The 15,930-nt window shown below is 73.7% G+C and carries 15 protein-coding genes; 9 read left to right on the top strand and 6 right to left on the bottom strand.

Annotated elements, in window-relative coordinates:
* The first annotated feature begins 196 nt into the window (after positions 1 to 196).
* Positions 197 to 3,118 carry a hypothetical protein gene (locus tag ACIQTO_RS11095; RefSeq protein ID WP_402385952.1) on the top strand — a complete coding sequence of 974 codons (2,922 nt, stop codon included), beginning with the start codon at positions 197 to 199 and terminating at the stop codon, positions 3,116 to 3,118.
* Positions 3,119 to 3,533: 415 nt separating this feature from the next.
* A complete protein-coding gene (locus tag ACIQTO_RS11090; RefSeq protein WP_402385950.1) occupies positions 3,534 to 4,808 on the top strand; it encodes a family 16 glycosylhydrolase in 1,275 nt (424 codons plus the stop codon).
* Between the two features lie 135 nt (positions 4,809 to 4,943).
* Here the strand turns inward: ACIQTO_RS11090 and ACIQTO_RS11085 are convergent, their stop codons facing one another.
* The 4 genes from ACIQTO_RS11085 to ACIQTO_RS11070 form a co-directional block, all read right to left on the bottom strand.
* Positions 4,944 to 5,405 (bottom strand): NTP pyrophosphohydrolase, encoded by a 462-nt coding sequence (locus ACIQTO_RS11085; protein WP_402385947.1) that lies wholly within the window; start codon positions 5,403 to 5,405, stop codon positions 4,944 to 4,946.
* A gap of 193 nt (positions 5,406 to 5,598) precedes the next feature.
* Complete coding sequence (locus ACIQTO_RS11080) at positions 5,599 to 6,381, bottom strand: class E sortase (protein WP_402385944.1); 783 nt, start codon at positions 6,379 to 6,381, stop codon at positions 5,599 to 5,601.
* A gap of 732 nt (positions 6,382 to 7,113) precedes the next feature.
* Entirely contained in the window at positions 7,114 to 7,740 is a 627-nt protein-coding gene (locus ACIQTO_RS11075) for a pyridoxamine 5'-phosphate oxidase family protein (RefSeq protein WP_402385941.1), read from the bottom strand.
* Positions 7,741 to 7,824: 84 nt separating this feature from the next.
* Positions 7,825 to 8,160, bottom strand: coding sequence for an ArsR/SmtB family transcription factor (locus ACIQTO_RS11070; protein ID WP_402385938.1), 336 nt, complete (start codon positions 8,158 to 8,160; stop codon positions 7,825 to 7,827).
* 328 nt (positions 8,161 to 8,488) lie between these two features.
* Here ACIQTO_RS11070 and ACIQTO_RS11065 point away from each other — a divergent pair, with 328 nt between their 5' ends.
* Positions 8,489 to 9,721: an MFS transporter gene (locus ACIQTO_RS11065; protein WP_402385935.1), complete on the top strand. Its 1,233-nt coding sequence runs from the start codon at positions 8,489 to 8,491 to the stop codon at positions 9,719 to 9,721.
* A 26-nt stretch (positions 9,722 to 9,747) separates the two neighbouring features.
* Here ACIQTO_RS11065 and ACIQTO_RS11060 read toward each other — a convergent pair whose 3' ends face one another.
* Positions 9,748 to 10,140, bottom strand: a complete 393-nt coding sequence (locus ACIQTO_RS11060) for a DUF6545 domain-containing protein (protein ID WP_402385932.1) — start codon at positions 10,138 to 10,140, stop codon at positions 9,748 to 9,750.
* A gap of 49 nt (positions 10,141 to 10,189) precedes the next feature.
* Positions 10,190 to 10,639, bottom strand: a complete 450-nt coding sequence (locus tag ACIQTO_RS11055) for a hypothetical protein (protein ID WP_402385930.1) — start codon at positions 10,637 to 10,639, stop codon at positions 10,190 to 10,192.
* A 409-nt stretch (positions 10,640 to 11,048) separates the two neighbouring features.
* Here ACIQTO_RS11055 and ACIQTO_RS11050 point away from each other — a divergent pair, with 409 nt between their 5' ends.
* The 6 genes from ACIQTO_RS11050 to ACIQTO_RS11025 all read left to right on the top strand — a co-directional run bounded on the left by ACIQTO_RS11050 (position 11,049) and on the right by ACIQTO_RS11025 (position 15,904).
* Positions 11,049 to 11,831, top strand: a complete 783-nt coding sequence (locus tag ACIQTO_RS11050) for a thioesterase II family protein (RefSeq protein ID WP_402385927.1) — start codon at positions 11,049 to 11,051, stop codon at positions 11,829 to 11,831.
* A complete protein-coding gene (locus ACIQTO_RS11045) occupies positions 11,828 to 12,826 on the top strand; it encodes a LuxR C-terminal-related transcriptional regulator (RefSeq protein WP_402385925.1) in 999 nt (332 codons plus the stop codon). Before ACIQTO_RS11050 ends, ACIQTO_RS11045 begins: the two co-directional genes overlap by 4 nt.
* A gap of 187 nt (positions 12,827 to 13,013) precedes the next feature.
* A complete protein-coding gene (locus tag ACIQTO_RS11040; protein WP_402385922.1) occupies positions 13,014 to 13,880 on the top strand; it encodes a diiron oxygenase in 867 nt (288 codons plus the stop codon).
* On the top strand, positions 13,880 to 14,725 hold the full coding sequence (locus tag ACIQTO_RS11035) for a hypothetical protein (RefSeq protein ID WP_402385919.1): 846 nt from the start codon (positions 13,880 to 13,882) through the stop codon (positions 14,723 to 14,725). The genes ACIQTO_RS11040 and ACIQTO_RS11035 overlap by 1 nt, the downstream gene beginning before the upstream one ends.
* A 91-nt stretch (positions 14,726 to 14,816) precedes the next feature.
* Positions 14,817 to 15,065 (top strand): phosphopantetheine-binding protein, encoded by a 249-nt coding sequence (locus ACIQTO_RS11030; RefSeq protein ID WP_402385917.1) that lies wholly within the window; start codon positions 14,817 to 14,819, stop codon positions 15,063 to 15,065.
* 11 nt (positions 15,066 to 15,076) lie between these two features.
* Complete coding sequence (locus tag ACIQTO_RS11025) at positions 15,077 to 15,904, top strand: class I SAM-dependent methyltransferase (RefSeq protein ID WP_402385915.1); 828 nt, start codon at positions 15,077 to 15,079, stop codon at positions 15,902 to 15,904.
* Positions 15,905 to 15,930 lie beyond the last annotated feature (26 nt).

The following is a 15,930-nucleotide window of genomic DNA, read 5'->3' as shown; positions in this document are numbered from 1 at the left end:
GTTCGGCAACAGGCCCGCGCCGGTGCCCGGGTGCGCGGGGTACGGGCGGCCGGTTGCCCGGGTGGCTGGCGGGGGCTGCCCTTTCGGTCCGTGCTTCGTACCGGTCTCTTCCGTCCCGGGGGGTTCCTCTGACAGCATCGGCGGCTATCCCGTGACGGAACGTCGATGACCGCCGTCCCACCCGACGGAGGACGATATGACCACCCGCACCCGCCTGGCCTGCTTCGTCCGCTCGGTCCGCCGGGCGTGCGCGGCGGTCGTCGGCGGCCGCCGCCCGACCGGCCCGGTGCCCACGGGGCACCTCCGGCCCGCGCGGTGGGTGCGGACCAGACTGCGTACCGGTCCCTGGGCGGCGCTGCTCACCGCCGGGCTCGCCTTCGTCCTGGTGTTCCTGGCGGCGGCGTTCCCGAGGGCCCTGGACCGTGGCGCGGACGCGGCGTTGCGGGACTTCCTGCACGACCGGGGGCCGTTGGAGACGAGTCTGCTCAGTACCGCCGCCGCCGGTGCGGGGGAGCGCGCGGCGGACCTGGAGGCGGTGGCGGGTGAGCTGGTGGCCCGGGCGGGGGCGGACTTCCCGGTGGCACCGTCGGGACCGGTGTTCGGCGCCCGGGGCCTGCTGCGCCGCGCGTTGACCACGCCGGGCCTGGACCGGCCGGACGGGATCTCCTCTCCCACGCTGCAGCTGCTGTACCTGCACGGGCTCGCCGAGCGCACCACCCTGGTGGCGGGCAGCTGGCCGTCCGGCGCGACCGACGGCGATCCGATCCCGATCGCGGTGGCCCGGGGCGCGGCGGAGACGATCGGGATGCGGGTGGGCGATGTCCTGGCGGACGATTCGGTGCCCGCGCGACAGGTGCGGGTGACCGGCCTCTACACCGTCACCGACACCGCCGATCCGTTCTGGGCCGGTCTGCCCTGCATGGACCGGGCCTGTCTGGAGCGCTCGCCCGACGACCCGACCGTCCGGTACTGGCACACCGCCGCCGTGGTCGGGGGAGACGATCTGGGTGCCCTCAGGACCTGGGGGTACCGGGCGAGCGACTTCTGGCGCCTGCCGCTGGACACCGGCGTGCTGCGCGCGGACCGGCTGGCGGGGGTCCGGCACGATGTCGCGGCGTTCCTGACGGGGCCGACCATGACCGGGCTGCTCGCGGCCACCGGGCGCCCGGACCTGGCGACGACGTCCCGGCTGCCGGGCCATCTCGACCGGGCGGTGGCACGTCAGGCCGCCGTCGCCCCACTGGCGCTGATCGGGCCGGCGGCCGTCGCCGGCATCGTGGGGGTGGTGCTGGCCCTGGCCACCGCGCTCACCGTCGAACGACGCGGCGCGGAACTGCGGTTGCTGCGTGCCCGGGGCGGCTCCGGCCGGGGTGTCCTGGCGCGGTTGTGCGGCGAGGGCGCGGTGACGGTGCTGCCCGCCGCGGTGGCGGCCACGGCGCTGGCGCTGTGGCTCCGGCCCACTCCCCGCTGGACGGCGGCGGTGACGGCCGCGCTGGTCGCCACCGCGTTCGCGTGGCTCGCCGTCCCGGTACGGGCCGCCCTGCCGCCGGTCCGATCGGGGCCGGCGGGGCGACGGCGCGGCCGGCTCATCGTCGAACTCGCCGTGCTCGCCCTGACGGTGGTCGCGGTGGAGGGGGTGCGGCGGCGCGGCGTCGCACCGCCGGGCGCGGGCCCCGACCTGCTGCTGGTCGGGGCGCCGCTGCTGATCGCCCTCGGCGCGGCACTGCTGCTGGCGCGGCTGCTGCCCGTCCTCGCCGGCGCCCTGGCCCGCGCGGCGGCCCGTTCCACCGGCACGGTGGCCTTCCTGGGCCTGGCCCGGGCCGCCCGGGGCACCGGCGGCCGGTCGCGTCCCTCCGCCCTGCCGCTGCTCGCGCTGGTGCTCGCCGTCACCACCGCCGGGTTCGGCGCGAGTGTGCTGGAGGGTGTCGGCCTGGCCCGGGAGCGGGCCGCGCGGCTGATCGTCGGCGCGGACGCCTCCGTGGCGGCGCCGGCCGGTCTCACCCTGCCGCCCGGCTTCGTCGCGGCCGCCGGCTCCCTGCCGGGGGTCTCGGCCGCCACCGCCGTCCGGCTGGAGAGCGAGGCCTTCCTGCTCGAAGCCGTCCCGGGAGCCCGCGCGGGCGTCGACCCCGGCGCCACCCAGGTCACCCTGGTCGTGGCCGAACCGCAGGCCTACGCGCGGATCGCCCGCACCGTCGGGGCGGGCGTGTTCGACCCGGCGGCCCTGGCCGTCACCCCTCCCGCGCCTGCCGGGCCGGACGCCGGGACACCCACCGTCCCCGCCCTGTTCAGTGCCGACCTCGCCCGCCACCTCGGCCCCGGCGGTCACCGGTTGCGGCTGCCCAGCGGCGGCGAGGTCCTCACCGTCCACGCCGGTACGCTCGACGCCACCCCCGCGCTGCCCGGCGCCACCCGGCCGTTCGTCGTCCTGCCCACCCCCGCCGCCGCCGTCCTGCCGGAACTCGCCCGCGCCACCGACTGGTTGGCCGTCGGCCGGATCGACGAGCCGGCCCTGGCACGCCTGGTCCACGCGCTGCCGTCCTCGAACCTCGTCGACCCGGGCGCCTCGGATCCGCCCGGGCCGACCGCCTCCGCCGCCGTGATCGGCAACGACCCGGACGGGCTGCGCAGCGGCTACGTCACCCGCACCAGCGCCGCCGTCACCGCCGACCTGGCCGACGACCCCCTCCAGCACGCCGCCGGCCGCCTCTTCCGCCACGCGCTCACCGCCGCCGGCGCGCTCACCCTGCTCGCCGTCCTGCTCACCCTGCTGCGCGCCGCCCCCGACCGCGCCGCCCTCCTCGCCCGGCTGCGCACCATGGGCCTGCGCTCCCCTCAGGGCCTGGCGCTGGTCATCGCCGAGACGCTGCCGCACACCCTGGTGGCGGCGGCCGGTGGCGCGCTGGCCGCGCTGGCGGCGGTGCTGGTGCTGGGGCCGGCCGTCGACCTGTCCACCCTGGTCGGGGCCCCGGTGCCGGCCGGCCTGCACCCCACGGCCGGGCCGCTCCTCCTCCCGGCGGCGGCGCTCGCCCTGCTGGCCACGCTCGCCGTCCTGGTCGAGGCCCTGACCGGCGGCCGTCGCCAGATCGCCGGGCACCTGCGCCTCGGCGACCGGCCCTGACCCGCCCCTGGCCCGTCCCCGCCCCGCCCCGCCGGGGTGGCGGCCGGGGGCGGTCCCGGCCCGGGGTGGTCCGCTGCCGTCGGGTGCGGCAGCCGCCTCCCCGCCGGGCCCGACCGTGCGGGGGTGCCGCTGTCCGGACGGGTGGTCCGGCTGAGCGGACGTCCGGTGTGGCCCCGGTCACCTGTGCTGCGCCTCACACGAGCTCCCCGCAGCGACCCCGATACCTGGCCTGACCTGGTGCTTTGCCTGCGGACAGTCCGCCACCCGACCGGCGGGCACGGTCCGAGCTGACGGTCCGCAGGTTGCGCGGGACGCGCCGGTTCGCACAGGCTCCCCCCTCGACGGGCTCTCCTCCGCTCCTGCCGCGGACGGAGCCCACGTGTCTTGAGGGGGGCAGGAAAGGTAGCCCACAGCAATGACAACCCTGCGAACCGATGCCCGACACCGCCGGGCCGAGCCCGCCACCTGGAAGCGGGTGACCATCGCGGGACTCGCGGCCGCGGCCGTGACCACCGGCACCGTGACCTGGGCGGCCCAGTCCGAGGCGGCCACCAGCCCGGTCGTCGTCGACTCGCTCGACATCGCGCCGGCCTCGCCCACGGCGAACGCGGCCGTGACCGCGACCGCCAAGGTGCACGCGAGCAAGCGGATCAAGCTGCAGAGCCTCACCATCGCGGTGCGCTCGGCGAACGGCGCCAACTACGACTTCCCCGGGGCCGCCGCCGCCACGCTGGGCACCGCGCAGACCACCGTCACGCCCAAGAGCCGGACGTTCCCGACCGGCTCGTACACCTACTTCGTGGCCTACAAGGCCTCGGACGGCTGGCACAACCTGACGCCGGTCCGCACCTTCACGTCGAGCGGCGGCACGGTGACCCCGACGCCCGCGCCGACCCCGACCACGCCCACGGCCACGCCTTCCGCGACCGCCACGCCGACGGTGTCGCCCACGGCCACCGCCAAGCCGACGCCGACCGCGTCGCCCACCGTCACCACCCCGGGCGGCGGCCCGCTGGGTATCGCGGGCAGCTGGCGCCCGGTGTTCGCGGACGAGTTCAACGGCAGTGCCGTCGACAGTGCCAAGTGGACGCCCAACTGGTTCGGCTGCCAGACCTGCACCACGCAGCCGGTCAACCCCGACATCGAGCTGGCGGCCTACGCCCCGTCGCAGTCCACCGTCAGCGGCGGCTCGCTGCACCTGAACATCGCCCAGCAGCCGACCACGGTCAACGGCAAGACCTACCCGTACCGCTCCGGCATGCTGTCCTCCAACGGCAAGGCCGAGTTCACCTACGGTGCCTTCGAGGCGCGGATCTACCTGCCGGCCGACGGCTCGCAGGTCGCCAACTGGCCCGCGTTCTGGGCCGACGGTCACAACTGGCCGGCCGACGGTGAGATGGACATCATGGAGGGCCTGGGCGGCCAGGCCTGCTACCACTACCACTCGCCGTCCGGAGGCCCGGGCGGCTGCGCCACCGGCAACTACACCGGCTGGCACACCTACGGCGCCGAGTGGAAGCCGGGGGCGGTGACCTACTACTACGACGGGAAGCAGGTCGGCCAGATCACCACCGGCATCAGCTCCTCGCCGCAGTACCTGATCCTGAACAACGCGGTCTGGTCGGGCGGCGGCCCGTCGGCGACGCCGGCCGACATGCAGGTCGACTACGTGCGGGTCTGGCAGCACTGACCCGTCCCTGCCCGTGCGGGCCCGGCCCCGACCGGTAGCACGGGACTGCTGTGGCCCGGCCTTCCGAGGCCGGGCCACACCAGTGTCCGGGTGTCGCGATCGGCGCCTCGTCCGGCGTCGGGGCGGGCCGACCGCTCAGTTCTCCGGGCGGGCCGGGCGGGCCGGCCACACCGTGCGCGGACCGAGCACCCCGGCGCCGAGCGCGAGGACGCGGGCGCGCAGGCCGCGGTCGGCGGTGACGACCCGGCAGTCCCGCCCCGGCCGGGCGGTCAGCTCCTCCTCGACCAGCGCGACGATCCGGTCGTCGCCGGACCCGGGCGCGGCGACGACCCGCACCCCCGGCACCGGCGCCACCCCACGAGCGGCGCCCTCCACGACCAGGACCACCTCGACCGGGCCGGCCTCCGACGGGGGAGGCGTCCCGGCACGGTCCGCCGGTCCGTGCTGCGCGACAGTGACCAGCGAGTCGCGCAGCCGCTCGGCCGCGCCCCGGCGATCCCGCCACCAGCCGTCGGGCACCGAGCCCACCACATTGGCGGCGTCCACGACCAGCAGCGGCACCCGCCCGTCCGTCCCGCCCGCATCGCGCTCACTCATGGCCCACAAGCCTGCCATGCCGGATCCGGTACTCAGCCGCTCGGCTCCGGTCCGCTGGTTCTCCCGGGTGGCGGGTCCCAGATCGCGGGCAACGGGAAATCCTGCGCTCCCAACCCCTCGAAGTGAGGGTCTCCCACCATCCGGGGCCGAAGGATTTCCGGTTCCGGTTCCGGTTCCAGTTCCGGGTCGAGGCTCAGGCGGCCGGGCGGCTGGCGCGCAGGACGCCGATCTTGTCGATCCGGTGCTCGGGGTTGCCCTGCGCGTCCCGCCACCGTTCGCCCGTGGCGTCGTCCTCGGGCGTGGCGCAGGTCGAGAGCGTGATCATCGCCTGGACCGCCCGTTCGCCCGGCCGCCCCGGGACGGCCGCCCGCTGCTCGGCCAGGGACTGAGCGGATCGGAACGACGTGCTTCTGGTGCCCGTGATCACGTACTCGTACTCGACGCCGCCCACCGTGACCAGCACGGCATCGCCCTCGCGCACCGCGGGGAGCTTCCGCAGCGGGCCCCCGGCCGAGAGGCGGTGTGCCGTGACCAGGTAGTTGCCCACCTCGCCCGGACCGACGCCGCCCTGCTCGCCGTACGGGCTGGCGGCCACCCCGCCGTTCTGGATCCGGGTGCCGGGCCCGTCGTCCGTGGTGCCCTGGTAGGGGACCACCCGCAGCCCCGCCAAGCCGATCGAGGGGATGGCCAGGGAGGCGGTCTCGGTACGCCCGAGGGTGGCGGCGGGAGCGGACGGCGAGGCGGGGGCGGCCGTACCCGGAGAGCCGGTGGCCGCCGGCGCGGAAGGGGCGGTCGCGGCGGAGCCGGCTGCGGCGGCGCTCGTCGTGGTACCAGGAGGCACCGACGCGGCGACGGAGCCCGGGGGAGCCGAGACCGGACCCGGTCCCGCTGTCGGGCCGGCGGCACCGGCACAGCCGGCGAGTACGGCGAGAGCCGAGAGCGCGAGCGCGGCGGCGAGGACGGGCGGTGCGGGCATGGCGTTTCCTGCGGGTTCGGCGGGTTCGGCGGGTTCGGCGGGTGACTCGGTGGGCCGCCCATGGTGCCTCGCCGGTGCTGCCCGGCGGCGGCCCGAGCGGCCGCGGGCGGCCAAGTGTTCCCTCCTCGTTATCTTCATCCTCGCCGTCGCCGACCGGGTCCGCGCAGCACGATCCGCCCCACGGGGCGTGGCGCCCCGGGCTTGGCCGCGGTCGGGGCACAACGTGGGTGGCGCTGGACGTCCGCAGGGGCGGCTCAAGGGGAAGGCCGAGCTGGCGGACGCCCTGGCCGGGTTCGTACGGGAGGCCGCTCGCTGCGTTGGTGGGTGACCACGCGGCCGGCCCGCACCAGGGCTGATCGGGTGGAGGGCCTGCGCTCGGCCGGGCGGGCGACATCGTGCCGCCTGCCCGGCCGCGTCGATCAGTAGGCGCGGGCGGCGACGAGGGCGAGATCCGGTAGCCCGGTGGTCGGTTCCTTGGGGAGGTTCTCGACAGCGCATCGGCAGGGCACCCGTGCCGCACGAGTACCGGCCGAGCCGGGCGGCGTTGTCCTGGTACGGCGACCGCGTGGAACCGGAAGGGTCAGCCGTGTTCCGCCGAGCCGGGGTGTGCGCCGGGCCCATACCTCGGACGGTCCTCCCGGGGGCCATCGGGAGCCATCGGGAGCGGACGGCCGACTTCCAGGCGGCCTGAAGCGGTGCCGGCCGGCTCTGCGGTGCCTTCCGGGGCGGCGGCTACCCGGCCTGCTGCTCCAATCGGGTCCGCAGCACGCGGTTCTCCTCCTCCAACGCGGCCATCCGGTCCTGCAACTGGTCGAGGTGGGGCCGGAGTTCGGCCTCGGAGAAGCGCGGGGTGATGTGCTGGGGGCAGTTCCAGTTGAAGCCCTCGACGTGGATGGTCATCAGGCGTTCCACGCGTCCCCCGGTCCGGGTGGCGAGCAGGCGCCGGTCGAGCTCCGGGTTCTTCTCCAAGTCCTGCACCGAAGCCCGGCCGAAGAGCTTCAGCCGGGCCTGGCGGGCGTAGTCCATGAAGAACAGTGCCACCCGGCCGTCCGCGCGGATGTTGCCGGTGCTGATGTACTGGCGGTTGCCGCGCACCTCGGCGAAGGCGATCGTCCGCTCGTCGACGACCTGGGCGAAGCCGGGCGGGCCGCCGCGGAACTGGACGTACGGCCAGCCGGTCTCGCTGACGCTGGCCAGGTAGAACCCGTCGCGGGAGTGGATGAAGCCGGCCTCGGCGTCCGTCAGCTCCTCGGGCTCGTCGCCGTGCGCGAGCTGGCGGACGGCCGACAACTCGCTTCCCTGTTCCCGCTGGACCCGGCGCACCTCGTCGGTGTACGCCAGGTGGGCGTAGCGGCCCATGCTGTGCTCCTTCTCGCCGGTCGGGCGGTTGGGTGGACGCGATGGCGGGGCAGCGGGGCGGTCCGGATCACCGGGCCCGCCGGGTCACCCGGTCGGGACGGCCGCGGGGGCGGCCGTGAGGATCGAGGTCAGGAGTCCGGGGAAGCGGGCTTCGAGGTCGTCCCGGCGCAGCCGGCTGAGCCGGCTGTTGCCGACCAGCCTGGTCGCCACGACCCCGGCCTCGCGCAGGGTGCGCAGGTGGTGCGAGACGGTCGAGCGCTTGACGGGCAGGTCCAGCGACGTGCACGACTCCTCGGCGGAGGCGTCGAGCGCCCGGAGGATCTGCAGGCGCACCGGATCGGCCAGCGCCTGGAGCACGGTGCCGATGTCCACCGCCGCAAGGTCGGGCTGTGGCAGCCAGGTCTCCTCGATCGCTTGCATCCGCTCCACCCTGCTCGTCGGTACGGCCGTGCGGCCGTGTACCGGTGCCGACGATACCCGCGTCCGGGCCGCTCGGTCGGGGGCCCTTCGGTCATCCGATAGTAGTCGACCTTTCCGATGGGCATTGACCCTTGTGAGGTTTTCCGGTCGCCGCCGGGGAACCGCGTCCCGGTGCGGCCGGAGGCCGGTGAGGGCTTCAACAGGCCTTCGCCGATGGGCATTCGGCCGAAAACCGTCGGTCGGCCGCTCTGCCGGCGCCAGCCGGAAAGCCACCGTTGTTACGATGCCGGTCGTAACAGACGCCGATCATCGAACCAGGAGTCGCCCCATGACCGCCGCCGCCGACGGGTCCCCGGCCGTCCCCTGGGGTCCCCCCGCGATGCTCCTGGCCCTCGGCACCTTCGCCGTGGGCACCGACGCCTTCGTCATCGCGGGCCTGCTCCCCGACATCGCCGGCTCCCTGCACGTCGACGTCGCCGCGGCGGGCCAGCTGGTCAGTGTCTTCGCCATCGCGTACGCGGTGCTCTCCCCGGTCCTGGCGGCGCTCACCAGCACCTGGTCACGGCGCACCGTGCTGGTCACGGCGCTGCTCGTGTTCGGGGTGGGCAACGTGGTGACGGCGGTCGCCCCCGGCTACGGGCTGGTGCTGGCCTCCCGGGTGGTCGCGGCGGCCGGTGCGGCGATGTTCACCCCGAACGCGGGCGCGACGGCGGCGGCACTCGCCGGTGAGCGCCACCGCGGCCGGGCGATCGCCATCGTGACCGTGGGCCTGACCGCCTCGCTCGCCCTCGGCGCTCCGCTGGGCACCGCCATCGGCAACGCGATCGGCTGGCGGGCGACGATGTGGTTCGTCACCGCCCTGGCCGTCCCGGTCGCCGCCGTGATCGCGCTGCGGCTGCCCGAGATCAGGCTCGGCACCGCGGCCGGACTGCGCCGGCGCCTGTCCCCGCTCACCGACCGGCGGGTGGCGGGCGTGCTCGCCTGCACCCTGCTGGCCTTCATCGGCGTCTACCTCCCCTACACGTACATCAGCTCCGTCTTCGCGCCGGCCGTCGAGGGACACAGCGCGCGGGTGGCGCTGCTGCTGCTGGTCTTCGGGGTGGCCGGCACCGCCGGGAACCTGATGGCCGGGCACCTCGCCGACCGGTACGGGCCGCGCCGGGTGGTGATCACCGCGAGTCTGGGGCTCGCGGCCGTGTTCCTGGCGATGCTGGAGGGCCGGGACTCGTTCACGGCCGCGCTGGTGGCGGTGGCGTTCTGCGGGGTGGCCTCCTGGTCGCTGACCGCGCCGCAGCAGCAGCGGATCATCGCGCTCGCCCCGGCGGGCTCCGAGTCCCTCGTCGTCTCGCTCAACGCGGCCGTGCTGTACCTGGCGGTCTCGCTGGCCGGCGTCCTCGGGGCGATCGGCCTGAAGGCCTTCGGCTCCGCCGGGTACCTGCTGCCGGCCGCGGCGGCCTTCGCCGTGTCGGCGGCCGGCCTCGCCTGGCTCTCCGGCCGGGCGGACGGCCGCACGGCGCCCGACGGGACCCCGTCCGCGTCGGTGTCCTCAGCCGTGGAGTGAGGCCGCCGGGCGGCAGCGGCCGGGCGTCACCGCGCGCTCGTGCCGCCCGGCCGGGCGGCCACCACCAGGAACGCCGTCTCGCCGGCCAGGTCGTGCGCGCCGGCCACGGCGAAGGTCGCCGACCACAGCGGCGGACGGCCGCACCGCTTGGCCCGGCACGCGGCCCGGAGCCAGGCCGACACCGCCGCCGCGTGCACCGCGCGGGAGGCGGCGGTCCGGCAGCCGTGCAGGCCCCGCCGGGGCGGCCCGTAGTCCCGCAGCGCCGGGATCGCGTCCCGGATCTCGGTCACCCGCCGGTGGACCTGCGGCCGCCGGGGCGCCCCCGGCGGCAGCAACTCCAGGACCCGGGGCCGGGGCGGTGCCAGGGCCACCGACGGCACGGCGGCGACCAGGTCACGCCGGAGCTGACAGAGGATCACGGGCCCCGCTCCGCGGCCGGCTCCTCCGATCCGGCCGCGCGGGTGCGGATCAGGGTCGCCGGCATCTCGGCCTCCTGTTCCTGGCGCGTGGCGCGTGGCGCGTGGCACGTGGTGCGGTCGGTGCGGGCCAGGAGGTGCGGTCGGTGCGGGCCAGGAGGTGCCGGGCGAGGGCCGGGTCGACCTGGCCGATCGCCGCCGCCCTCGGGCCCCCGGGGGAGAGTCCGTCCGCCCGTGCCGCGATCTTCGTGATCCCGGCGTCCCGGAAGACCGCCCACGCGCCGAGCCGGATGCCGGCCTCGCGCAGCGCGACCAGTGCCGACAGTGCCGAATGGGCCTCCTGCGCGACCTCGTCGCCGAAGAAGTACGCGGGCTCGACGCCGAAGAAGGTCGCGAGGGCCTCCGGGCGGCACGGGGTCGGATTGTCGCGGATGCCGTTGCGCGGATAGGCGGTGTACGCCTTCGGGATATCTCTGTCATGGAGGTGAATGGCCTTCGCCACCCCTTCGTTGCCGTACGGACCACGACCTCGGGGGTGGACGGTCGCGAAGAGGCGGTTGAGGCGCGTTCCGAGTTTGTCCGGGCAGAATGGGCCGCGTTCCTTCATTGCGTTCCACTCCTCACCAGCAGTCCCACAGGGAACACGTCGCACACGGATTTCCGATTGGTTGACATGAAAGTGACGGAAGGTAAGCTGACGTCCTGGCAACTGTCATGGCGGCGAGCCTTGTTGCGGCCGTGACGATACCGAACACCAGTTGCCGCCGTCGACTCCGCCCCGACGGCGATCACGGCATGAGGAAAGTGTCGCATCTGCCTTCTGCCGACTCTCTCCACCGAAGAACTTTCGCACCTGTGTGGATTATTTGCGTCTCCGCTGCCCAGTGATCGGATAGGACGGGACAACTGAGATGGAAGAACAAGGCCTGACCAATAGCACGGGATGGATCCAGATATTCGACCCCGCACCGAAGGCCGGGCTGCGCCTGGTCTGTTGCCCGCACGCCGGGGCCTCCGCGGGAACCTACCGCCGGCTCTCGGCCGCCCTTCCCGGCGGTGTCGAGGCGCTGTCGGTCCAGTACCCCGGGCGGCGCGGCGGCTCCGGGGAGCGCGGGATCGACGACATCGGCGCGCTGGCCGACCGGATCGGCACCGAACTGCTCGGCTTCGACGACCTGCCGTTGGCCGTGCTGGGCCACAGCATGGGGTCGGTCGTCGCCTTCGAGGTGACCCGTCGGCTGGAGGAGGCCGGGCGGGCCCCGGTGCGGCTGTTCGTCTCGGGCCGCCGCTCGCCCTCCGCCGGGCTCGGTCTGAACATCCCCCGAAGCGACGACGATGTCCTGGACGAACTCCGGGAGCTGGGCGGGATCCCGGCGCGGCTGCTGGACCGCCCGAAGTACCGGGAGTCGATCATGACCGTCATCCGCAACGACTACCGGGCCAACTCCCGTTACACCGTCCCGCCCGACACCACCGTGGCCTGTCCGGTCACCTTCCTGTTCGCGGACGCCGACCCGTACCTCGACCCGGCGGCGGCGCTCGGCTGGAAGGGCCACACCACGGGGGAGTTCCGGCTCACCTCCTTCCCCGGTGGCCACTTCTTCCTCGATCAGCAGTTGGCCGCGGTGGTCGGGACGATCACCGCGGACCTGGGCGTCGAATCCACCGGACGAGAGGACGGAGACAGATCGTGAAGCGGGGACTGTGCTCGATCGACGAGGATCTGGCGGTCCGGGCCTACGAGCGGCTCCTGACGACCAAGGGGGTGACCCCCTCGGAGCTCGCCACCGACCTGGGCATCACGGCCGAGCGGGCGGAACAGGCGCTCTCCGCCCTGCGCTGCCTGAAGCTCGTCAGGTACTGCCCGGAGCAGGGGCGCTACGTGGCGCGCAGCCCCGAGATCGCCCAACTGGAACTGCTCATGCCGCTGGAGCAGGCGATCCGCGACAAGCGCCGCGAACTGACGGACTACCAGGACATGCTGGGCTCGTTCGTCGACACCTACAGCAACCTCCAGCGCACCCGGCTGCGGAGGGACCCGGTGCTCAGCGGGCTGGACCGGGAGCAGACCGGGTTGCGGATGGCGGACGCCCTGCGCGACCGCCCGTCCGAGATCCTCGTCATGGAGCCGTTCGCCCCGGTCCAGGGGCAGGACTCCCACGCCCTGGGCCTGTCCGCGCTGCCGTCCGGGATCCCGATCCAGGTCCTGTACCCGCACACCGCCCGCAGCAGCCTCGCCTCACGCGGCAGCCTGCGGACGCTGGCCGAGGCCAGCGCGCGGGTCCGCACGTCGACCCAGGCCTTCGAACGCCTGGTCATCGTGGGCGGCGAGGTGGCCTTCCTGGCCGACCCCGGGGGCGACGACGGGGGCGTCACCGTCGTCTACGAGCCGGCCATCGTCTCCCGGCTGGTGCGCTCCTACGAGCACGCCTGGGCGTCCGGCACGGACATCGACGCGAACGTGGTCAGGTACGGCGAGACCCTGGACGAGGTCCGCTGCGCCATCCTGGAGCTGCTCGCCTCCGGGCTCAAGGACGAGGTGGTGGCCCGGCGCATCGGCATGTCCTCGCGGACCTTCCGCCGTCACCTCGCCACCATCATGGACGAGTTGAACGCCGAGAGCCGGTTCCAGGCGGGCGCGGCCGCCGTCCAGGCCGGACTCCTGCCGGTCCGGGCCGCCGCCGGCTGACCGGCCCGGTGCCGTCGATCCCGACGGGCGTCGCCGATTTGATATGGCCGTATGTGGCCACACCACATCAGGTCATTGCGGCGCCCGCCGGGGCGTCCTTATCTTCGAGGAGTGCCGGGAAACGGCACGGAATTGGATCCACCGACCACCGCGAGGTGGCCGGGGAGACTCGGAGGTCAACGCCAGCATGGTCAGCAAACTGATCGACCAGGACGGCCGGTTCCTGGAAATCCTCGACCGTCTGACCACGAAGTCGATCGACGACTACTACAACCCCTACAAGCTCTTCGAATGGCCGGACAGCCTGCCCGAGGAGATGTGGTGGATGAGCCCCGAACTCACCACCACCCACGGTACCGAGGCCGCCCGGCGGCTCACCGAAAAGGAGCTCCACGCACTGTCTCGGTACGAGAGCATCAACTTCTACAGCCTCAATGTGCACGGAATCCGGGAACTTCTCATCGAGGTCACCAAGCGGATTCACACCACCGGCTTCGAGACGCCCTCGGACTTCTTCCACCACTTCATCGGTGAGGAGAACGAGCACATGTGGTTCTTCGCCGAGTTCTGCCTGCGCTACGGCAAGAAGATCTACCGGCAGCCGACCGGTGCGAACGTCGAGATCCCCCGTTCGAACGTGGAGAGCCTGCTGGTCTTCGCCCGGATCCTGATCTTCGAGGAGCTGGTGGACCACTTCAACTCCCGGATGGCGCTGGACGACCGCCTGCACGAGACGATCCGCGGCATCAACCGGATCCACCACCAGGACGAGTCGCGGCACATCGCCTTCGGCCGTGAACTGGTCACCGCGTTGGCCACCGACGTCAAGCAGACCTCCACCGAGGAGGAGATGCGGGACATCGCCGGCTACATCCGGCGCTACATGACCTACAGCTTCGAGACGCTGTACAGCCCGCAGGTGTACCGGGACGCGGGCATCAAGAACCCGCACGACCTGCGCCGGCAGCTCCTCGAATCCCCGCAGCGCGCCGAGTTCGAGAAGAGCGTCTTCCGCAAGACCGCCAAGTACCTCGAGAGGACGGGGCTCATCTGATGGCCGACACCGCCCCGGGAACCGCCGACCCCTTCGGCGGCCTGGTCATCCTCGACCCGGACCAGACCGACCTGCTCCTCGAACTCGACCGGACGTTCGCCGGCTGGGGCCGCGCCGCCGGGGCCCGCGAGATCCTCCCGCCGCCGGTGTACCCCGTGTCGGACCTGGAGAAGTTCGACGTCTACACCAACTTCCCGCACCTGGCCTTCGTCGGTGCCGGACTCGACCTGGAGAGCGGCGAGAACAAGCCCGTCGACGGCCGGTTCGCGCCCGCCGCGCTGCGCGGCGCGCAGGTCGGCCTGCCCCACGCGACCTGCTACAGCGCCTTCCTGTACTACGAGAACTCCGTCGTGGCCGCGGACGAGCTGGTCACCCTGGTCAACCGCTGCTTCCGCAACGAGGAGCGGTACGAGGGCCTGCGGCGGCTGCTCAGCTTCCAGATGCGCGAGGTCGTCGCCCTCGGCTCGTACGAGCACACCCAGCAGGTCATCGGGTCGTTCGCCGAGCGGATCGCCGCGTTCGCCGACGCGCTGTCCCTGCGGCTGGAGAAGGTGCCCGCCTTCGACCCGTTCTTCCAGAGCGACGGCGCCCGCGCCCTGCTCCAGAAGCTCAGCCCGGTCAAGTACGAGTTCCAGGCCGGCGACCTGGCCGTCTCCTCCGTCAACACGCACCGCAACTTCTTCGGCGAGCGCTGCGACATCCGCGGGCCGGAGAACGAGTTCGCCTTCACCAGCTGCGTGGCGTTCGGCCTGGAGCGGTGGCTCTCCGTCCTGGTCGACCTGCACCACGGCGACGCGGTCGAGGCCCTGGGCGCGGTGCGGACCGCGGCCCGGCGGCTCTCCTGAGGCGCGGAGCCTCCGAGTAGCGCCCGTACGGCCCGAACACATCCGGCACGGCCCGAGCATGCCCGTATCGCCCAACACCCGAGGAGTGGCAATGGCTTCGGCAGGAATCGACCAGGTCCGCGATTGGATCCTGGCCAAGTACCCGGAACGGGAATCCATCGAGCCCGACGAGAACCTCATCGAGAGCCGCCTCGTCGACTCGCTCTCCTTCGTGGAGCTGATCTACACGATCGAGAGCGCCAGCGGCATCGAGATCGACTTCGACAGCATCGACATGCAGGACCTCCAGACCCTCTCGTCGATCGAGAAGGCCTTCTTCACCCCGGCCCGACTCCCGTAGGAGGTATCCCGATGGAAGCTGTCTCGTACACGGCCCAGTGGACCGCCGCGGCCCGCGCCGTCGAGTCCGAGCGTCCCGGCGACGCCCTGTTCCAGGACAGGTTCGCGCGCGACCTCGCGGCCCCGCGCGGCTTCGAACTCCTCGACAAGTACGGCGGCGGCGGCCTGATCCCGTTCATCGCCATCCGCACCAAGTACCTGGACGACAGCATCGAGGCGCTGCTGGAGGACAGCGGCATCCGGCAGGTCGTCCTGGTCGCCGCCGGGATGGACACCCGGGCGTTCCGGCTGGCCTGGCCCCCCGGCAGCACGGTGTACGAGGTCGACCACGGCGGCCTCATCGAGGAGAAGCGCGCCCGGCTGGCCGCGCTCGGCGCCGAGCCCACGGTGGAGCGCCGCGAGGTGTCGGCCGACCTCGCCACGGACTGGCTGCCCGCGCTGCACGGCGCCGGCTTCGACCCGGAACTGCCCACCCTCTGGGTCGCGGAAGGGCTGATGTTCTTCCTCACCGAGGAGCAGGCCTCCCACCTGCTCGGCGTCCTCGGCTCGGTCTCGGCCCCCGGCAGCCGGCTGGCCGTCGACTTCGCCAGCCGGGCGCTGCTGCGCAGCCCCTTCTCCAGGGCCTTCCTGGCCGGCCTGCGCGAGGACGGCACGCCCTGGCTCTTCGGCACCGACGAGCCGGAGGAGTTCCTGGCCGGCACCGGCTGGAAGGTCCGCGAACTGCGCGAGCCCGGCGAGCCCGGCGCGGGCCAGGGGCGCTGGCCGTACGAGGTGCAGCCCCGTGACCGCCGGGGCGTGGCGCGCAGTTGGCTGGTCCGCGCCGAGTTCTCCGGCCGCTGAGGAGGGGGCGGATGAGAGGAGTACCC

Origin of the sequence: Kitasatospora sp. NPDC091207 (assembly GCF_044768625.1) — a bacterium.
Taxonomy (GTDB): domain Bacteria; phylum Actinomycetota; class Actinomycetes; order Streptomycetales; family Streptomycetaceae; genus Kitasatospora.
This window is presented reverse-complemented; position numbering and strand designations above follow the sequence as displayed.